Consider the following 7,144-nt stretch of genomic DNA (forward strand, 5'->3'; position numbering starts at 1 on the left):
GATTTACGCGAGCAACGAGTCAAAGTCCGTGCTTGCACGGAACCTTGAGGAGTGCCGCGATAACGATAAAAACTCGCAAAGCGTGATTTTATCGTTTAAATGCATTTTGGCTCGTAACTGTGAAGGTACTGAACAGTTACGTTATTTCATTTTTTCCATTAGTATTTTACTTTGTTTCAAAAAAAGATGCAATCAAAAACAACAGAATGAGAAAAAATGTCAGAAAAGAATCCGTCATATCGCATTTTCTTCCGCTCTACAGATAACTCTCTTTCTTATTCAACTCTTTTCTCAGATAATCTCCTATCCCGGTAATGGCCAATAAGGTTGCAACAAGAAACGCCCCGGGAATCAGAATGATCCACCAGCCATCGGTAAGCAGTGCTTTTTCTGACAGTGACAGCATGCTTCCCCAGGAGATGATCTCCAGTGGCAACCCGATCCCCATAAAGCTCAGCGTAGATTCTTCCACAATCGCACTTCGAATATTCATAACTACCATGAACATAATAGAAGATAAAAAGTTGGGGGCAAGATGTTTCCGGAGAATATAGAAAAAGCCGCCACCCATACATCTGGCTGCAACTACATATTCATTGCTTCTTAGCTGACGCACTTCTGTTCTTACTACTTTCGCTATACTGGTCCAGCTTGTAACTCCTATAACCAGCGACAGACTCAGCACATTTGCCTTCCCCAGAATCGCCTGCAGAAAAATAACCAAAAGCAGATTGGGAATGCTCAGCAAAATCTCTGTCATTCTCATAAGTAACATATCCAGCCATTCCGGTGCCAGACCACTGACTGTTCCAAATATAATTGCAATACCGGTGGATACCATTGTTGCCACAAATCCTATAAACAGAGACTGCCGTCCACCATACCATATCATGGAGAAAATGTCCCGTCCCATAGTATCTGTTCCAAACAGAAACTCCCTGCATGGTGCGACAGTATAATTTTTCAGATCCATATAAGACGGATCTTTTGTCATAAACTTTTCACAAAACAGGCATCCCCCGACAATTATCAGCAGAACAACAACAGAAAACCAGGGAATTGCCCGGTACCGTCTGTTTTCTTGTTCCTGCATCTGATGATTCTGAAGTTCCTGCCTTATACCGACAATTTCAAACGGATCATTCATATTCCCTCACCTCCTGCATATCCGGCTGTCTGCTGATGCGGATTCTCGGATCGATCCTTTCATTAATAATCTGTGCTGCCATATTACAGACAATCACTATAATCCCGGACAGCAGGCTGACTACCATCAGCAGGTTATAGTCTTTATAGCGGGCACTTTCATATGCCAGTGTGCCGATTCCAGGATAGGAAAAAACCGTTTCCACCACGTACGTTCCACCCATAATGTGTGCCACAGAAATTGCCATAATACTTAGATACGCCGGCATGATATTTCTCATGCAATGAAAAAGCATGATCCGGGACTTTTTCATTCCTTTTGCTTTCGCCAGCAATACATACTCTGCCCGGATCTCATCCAGCATTTTATTCCGGATCATATAGCCGTAATACCAGAGATGTTCCGTCACAATAACCGTCAGAGGAAGAATCATATGTACAATCCGATCCATAATATTATTTTCCCTGCCTACCGCATAAGCTCCTGAACTCGGAAGCCATCGAAGAGAAACAGAAAATACAAGAATCAGTACCAGCGCCAGCCAGAACTCCGGTACACAGCTGATTACCGTTCCCACTTTACAGATCATCCGGTCTGTCCATCCGCCCTCTTTCCATGCACACACCACTCCCAGAAACAACGATCCGAAAAATATGACCAGAAAGCCAATTCCTCCGAGAACCAGTGTATTGCCGATTCTGCTTTTCAATACCTCCAGTACATCCATTTTATATTTATAGGAAATTCCAAAATTCCCATGAAATGCCTGACGGATCCACCTTGCATACTGCACAGATATTTTCTCATTCAGCCCCATTTTCTCCTCTGCCCATTCCCTTTCTTCCGGGCTCATCTTTTCCACGCGTTCTCCATAGTAAGAAATCAGCGGATCTCCCGGTGCAAGTCTGGACACATAAAACGTTACAAGAGACAGTACCCATACACTGATGATAAAAATCAGCAATTTTTTCCCATAATATAATACCTGTTCACCCCTCATTGCACTTCATCACCCTTCTGTTTCGTTCTTCCCTCGGATCCGGTACGGGAATTGCTTCTAGCAATGCTTTTGTATATTTATGTTCCGGATGTGAAAACACATCCTTTGTGGTTCCTTCTTCAACCAGTCCTCCATGATACATAACTCCGATCCGATCGCACAGGAATCTCACCATCGAGAGATCATGTGCAATAAAAAGAAAGGAAAATCCCTGCTCTTTCTGCAATTTTCGAAACAAATTGACCATCTGTGCCTGAATAGATACATCCAGCGATGCGATTGGCTCATCTGCCACAATCAGATCCGGTTTTGCTAACAGTGCCCGCGCAATTGCCACTCTCTGTCGTTGCCCACCGGACAATTCATACGGATATTTCTCCAGATAACTACCGTCAAGTCCCACCATCTCCAGCTGTTTTTCTATTTCTCTTTTATCTGTACGGATTTTCCGTGACTGAATACGCAGCGGTTCCGCCACGATATCTCTGACTTTTATTCCCGGATTCAGACTGGAAGCTGAGTCCTGAAAAATCATCTGCCTCGTCATCTGCAACATTTTCCGGTTTTTTTGAAATTCCCTGTTTTTACAGACAGGAATCCCTTTATAAAAGATTTCTCCCCCGGAAGGTTTGTATATATTCATGACACAGCGTGCCACTGTGGATTTCCCGGATCCGGATTCTCCTACCAGTCCGTAAATTTCACCTTTTTTTATCCGAAAAGAAACATCGTTTACTGCTTTGACTTTTGTTTTCCGGTTCAGCCGGAACACATGTGAAAGATGCTGCACATCCAGTATAATATCATTTTCCATCTCTTCGTCCTCCCGTCGGAACCTTCACCTTCGGTGCCCGCTCATCCAGCAGCCAAGTAGCCGCATAATGAGTATCTGTAACCCGAAACATAGGAGGCTCTTTTTCATAGTCTATTCTCATTGCATATACGTTCCTTTCCGCAAATGCGTCACCCTTTGGCGGATGAATCAGAGTAGGCGGCATGCCAGGCAGTGTCGGAAGCCATTCTTTTTCTCCTGCCAGAATGGGAAGTGACTGTAGCAGCCCCCAGGTATACGGATGCCTTGGATCATAAAAAATTTCCTCTGCTGTCCCGATTTCCACAATCTTTCCCGCATACATAACAGCTACACGGTCTGCCACTCCTGCTACAACACCAAGATCATGGCTGATAAAGACGGTTGCCATCTCCATTTTTTTCTGGATTCTCCGGAAAACATCAAGAATCTGCGCCTGAATCGTCACATCCAGCGCAGTCGTAGGTTCGTCGGCAAACAAAATCTTCGGATCACCGGCAAGTGCAATTGCCATAACTGCTCTCTGACGCATACCCCCGGAAAATTCATGAGGATACTGACGGATCCTTTCTTCCGGTCTGTCTATTTCCACCAACTGCATCAGTTCTATAACTCTTTTTCTGATCTGTCCTCTCGACATTTTTTTATTATGGATCCTCACCGCCTCCCCGATCTGTTTTCCAACCGTGATTGTCGGATTCAGAGATGTCATCGGATCCTGAAAGACCATCGAAAAAAGTTCTCCACGCAGCCGTGACATATTCTTTTCCGTATAGTCCGTAATATCCGCTCCATTCACCAGTATTTTCCCGGACTTGATTTTTGCTGTCTTCGGAAGTAATTTCATAATACTTTTGCACAATGCACTCTTTCCGCACCCGGATTCTCCCACAATGGCCAGTACTTCCCCTTTTTCCACAGTAAAACTTACATCCCGAACCGCTTCCACTTCACCGGCATCCGTAAAAAAGCTTACTGACAGATGTTCTGCCTTCAGTAACTCATTCATGACTAACCTCTCAAAACTGCATAAAGAGACTGTTACCAGTCTCTTTGCATCTCTCATCTTTCTTTTTATTTCACGATTTCCCATTCCTGAATATTCCAGAAAATACCAACTCCGTGATGACCAAGTACGGTCTTTTCGGAGATTCCTTTGATATCCGAATCCGCCACATAATTGGCATCAATATAACAGATAAATGCATATGCCGGATCCTTTGCCAGCTCTTCCTGGAAAAGATCATAATATTTCGCACGGGTTTCCTGATCTTCATACTGTCTTGCCAGTGTCAGATATTCATCCACTTTTTCATTGGAATAACCGGAATAATTGGCTCCTTTATCCGTTCCGAAAACTTTGTAGGTATGATCATCTGCATCAAACGGGCTTCCCCAGCCGATCAGGCAGGCCATCTGTCCTCCCCAGTCCATCTGTGCCGGAATATCTACCGTACAGTTGATGCCGATCTCCTGCAACTGCTGTGCCGCTGCCTGTGCAATATCAATTCGATCCTGTTCTCCGGACATGACGCTGATTACAAAGCCGATTTCTTCTCCATTTCTCTCGTAGAAACCATCATCGTCCATGGTACATCCCGCATTCTCAAGAATCTCTTTTGCCTTTTCCGGATTATAATCATAATGTTCCACCTTCTCATCATTGTAGATATTTCTCTGCAATGGACCATAGGCCGGCATTCCCTGACCCAGAAGCACTGCATCAATAATTGCCTGCCGGTCAATACCATAACATACTGCCGGAATAATATCTTTATTTTCCGTCCAGTAATCGTTGCCGAAATTAAACATAATACCACGATAATCCGAAGTTGTCATATCATAGCAGGTATAATCTTCTGTATTCTTAAAACTCTGTGCATTTTTCGGATCTAACAGAGCCATATCAATCTCACCGGACTGTAACTGTACTGCCTGTGTATTGTCATCCTCTACAATCTTAAAGATTACTTTATCGATTTTCGGACTGCCAAGGTAGTAATCTTCATTTTTCACCATGACAATTGACTGCCCTGCATCCCAACTTTCCAGCTTATATGGACCTGTTCCTATCGGATGACGGAAGAAATCCGACTCCTGCATATCTTCTCCATCCAGAAGATGTTTTGGCAAAATCGCCATTGTCATATATTCCAGAAATGCCACATTTGGTTCTGCCAGTTTAAAGGCAATCGTCTGGTCATCTGTGACTGTAATTTCCTGCACATCTTCATAATTTGGTGCATTCTCCGATCCGTTGTCCGGATCCATGATCGCTTCTATTGTAAATTTTACATCGTCTGCCGTAAATGGTTCCCCATCATGCCATTTAATTCCATCTCTGATGTGGAATGTATAGGTATAAGTATCTTCATCATAATCCCAACTTTCTGCAAGCCCCGGCACTACCTGATCATCCGCATCATGAGCAGTCAGTCCGTTAAATAACAGCACATTGATCTCGCAGTGCTCATCCATCGCAGGATTGATCCGTGTATAATCTCCGGATCCGTATGTCAGTGTAGATTCTTCTGTATTTTCTGCTTCTTCTGCAGGTTCATCATCTGCTGTTTCCTCATTCCCCGTCTTCACATCCGCAGTATTACCTGTTTCTGATGTACCCCCACAGGCCGCCAGCGATATCACCAGACCTGCTGCGAGCAATACCGCAACCATTTTCTTCTTCATATGTTTCCCCTTTCAGATTTCTGTAAAAAGAAAGGAAAGGAATCTTTCCCGGATTTCTTTCCTCACTTCTGACATTATTTGCTTTCCAACCCATACTGCTTTTAGATGCGGAGGAGGCAGTACGGTCTGAGCGAACTTACAACCTTCTTCTGTTGTGTGCCTATCATAACCTGTCTTTTCTCTCCTCGCAAGCCCCCTGTGGGGTTATATTTTTATCCTTTTTTCAACCGATATTTTCGCACTTTTTTCTTTTTTATATCCTCATCCGGGGGATAGACAAAGCAAAAAAAGCCGTCCTCCATAGTTTTCATCCATGAAGGACAGCTCCCCTTTTATTTACCGTTCCACAATCTTCAGATCCCAGCCCCCGATTTCCAAAACCTGTCCATCAGTAACTGCAGCCTTTCCAAACAATTCCTCTCCATCAGTGCCATGATAAATCACATTCCGTACTTCCGGCGAATAGTTCAGATAATATACAACTTCTTTTCCAAGATCATTTGTCCCCTTCTTGATAATCACCGGGAACTCCACTTCCTGTTCCATACCCCACAATCCTGCATCCTTCAGCACATCCGTAAGGATCTCCCGAAGCATCGCATCACCGGTCCAGCAGCCGAGATAAGTAGCCGTTCCCTTTCCATACGCATTTCTCGTCACTGCCGCATACCGCTTCCAATTATAATGATCATAAGAAGCAAGCACCTGTGCCCCTTCCGGGTTCACCAGTTCCATAAAATTTTTCAACTCATTATCTTCACAGTGATACGTCTCTCCTGACAGTTTTACCTGTTTCGGGAACGTAAAATGGCTGTAGGAAATACCCAGACACCGGTCCAGAATATGTGGCTGGCTGTCATGGAACACCTTCAGATTCTCATCCGTGAAACCGGTCTTGAATGTGGTAAACAGATGACCGCCTGCTGCCACATAGTCATTGATCTTCTGAAGCAGGGCTTCCGGTGCTGCGTACAGTGCCGGCACTACCAGCAGATCATACTGCGCAAAACTTTCTGTTTCCGGCCACAGGAAATCGCATTCCACATTCAGTTTATATAACTGATCATAGACATACCGGACCACATCGTTATATTTGCATCCGCCACCACCGCCTGCGGTTCCGTCAATCGGAAACCAGTCCAGCGCAGTCTGTGCTTCATTGCTCACAAGGAAACCGACTTTATTGTGTTTTTTCAGATTCACCAGATGGTTTCCCAGCTCCGCAAACTCCTTACCAATCACTTTTGCAGAACGATACGTATCGTTTTCCTTAAAGTCGTGACTCAACAGTCCTTTCCAGTATGTCTCAAAAGAATTGTGGATCGAATGCCAGTGCCAGTATTCCACCATATTTGCCCCGGAAGCCAGATGACTGAATGCCTGCAGACGAAGCTGTCCGTCGTAAGGAACCCATCCCGGGAATCCCTGTGCCTCTGTCTCCAGAACAAAATAATTATCTGCTTTCAGTGAACGGGTACTGTCTCCGCCATAGGAAATC

General features: G+C 44.4%; 6 protein-coding genes. All 6 read right to left on the reverse strand.

Features of this window, described 5'->3' with window-relative positions:
* Window positions 1–256 precede the first annotated feature (256 nt).
* Window positions 257–1,147: an ABC transporter permease gene (locus tag MSA64_RS00760; protein ID WP_330639010.1), complete on the reverse strand. Its 891-nt coding sequence runs from the start codon at window positions 1,145–1,147 to the stop codon at window positions 257–259.
* A complete protein-coding gene (locus tag MSA64_RS00765) occupies window positions 1,140–2,147 on the reverse strand; it encodes an ABC transporter permease (protein WP_154431117.1) in 1,008 nt (335 codons plus the stop codon). Before MSA64_RS00765 ends, MSA64_RS00760 begins: the two co-directional genes overlap by 8 nt.
* Window positions 2,137–2,961 (reverse strand): ATP-binding cassette domain-containing protein, encoded by an 825-nt coding sequence (locus tag MSA64_RS00770; protein ID WP_287890145.1) that lies wholly within the window; start codon window positions 2,959–2,961, stop codon window positions 2,137–2,139. The genes MSA64_RS00765 and MSA64_RS00770 overlap by 11 nt, the downstream gene beginning before the upstream one ends.
* The gene (locus MSA64_RS00775) at window positions 2,951–3,967 is read right to left on the reverse strand and encodes an ABC transporter ATP-binding protein (RefSeq protein ID WP_287890146.1); all 1,017 of its coding nucleotides are present in this window, start codon (window positions 3,965–3,967) and stop codon (window positions 2,951–2,953) included. Before MSA64_RS00775 ends, MSA64_RS00770 begins: the two co-directional genes overlap by 11 nt.
* 65 nt (window positions 3,968–4,032) lie before the next feature.
* On the reverse strand, window positions 4,033–5,646 hold the full coding sequence (locus MSA64_RS00780; protein ID WP_287890147.1) for an ABC transporter substrate-binding protein: 1,614 nt from the start codon (window positions 5,644–5,646) through the stop codon (window positions 4,033–4,035).
* Window positions 5,647–5,982: 336 nt separating this feature from the next.
* Window positions 5,983–7,144: beta-galactosidase (locus MSA64_RS00785; protein ID WP_287890148.1), on the reverse strand; the 1,162-nt coding region annotated here is incomplete at its 5' end.

This window comes from Oliverpabstia sp., from assembly GCF_022785585.1.
Classification (GTDB): domain Bacteria; phylum Bacillota; class Clostridia; order Lachnospirales; family Lachnospiraceae; genus Oliverpabstia; species Oliverpabstia intestinalis.

Coding starts and splice junctions, on each gene's coding strand:
- MSA64_RS00760 (WP_330639010.1), bottom strand. CDS start 1,147: ATGAATGATCCGTTTGAAATTGTCGGTATAAGGCAGGAACTTCAGAAT.
- MSA64_RS00765 (WP_154431117.1), bottom strand. CDS start 2,147: ATGAGGGGTGAACAGGTATTATATTATGGGAAAAAATTGCTGATTTTT.
- MSA64_RS00770 (WP_287890145.1), bottom strand. CDS start 2,961: ATGGAAAATGATATTATACTGGATGTGCAGCATCTTTCACATGTGTTC.
- MSA64_RS00775 (WP_287890146.1), bottom strand. CDS start 3,967: ATGAATGAGTTACTGAAGGCAGAACATCTGTCAGTAAGCTTTTTTACG.
- MSA64_RS00780 (WP_287890147.1), bottom strand. CDS start 5,646: ATGAAGAAGAAAATGGTTGCGGTATTGCTCGCAGCAGGTCTGGTGATA.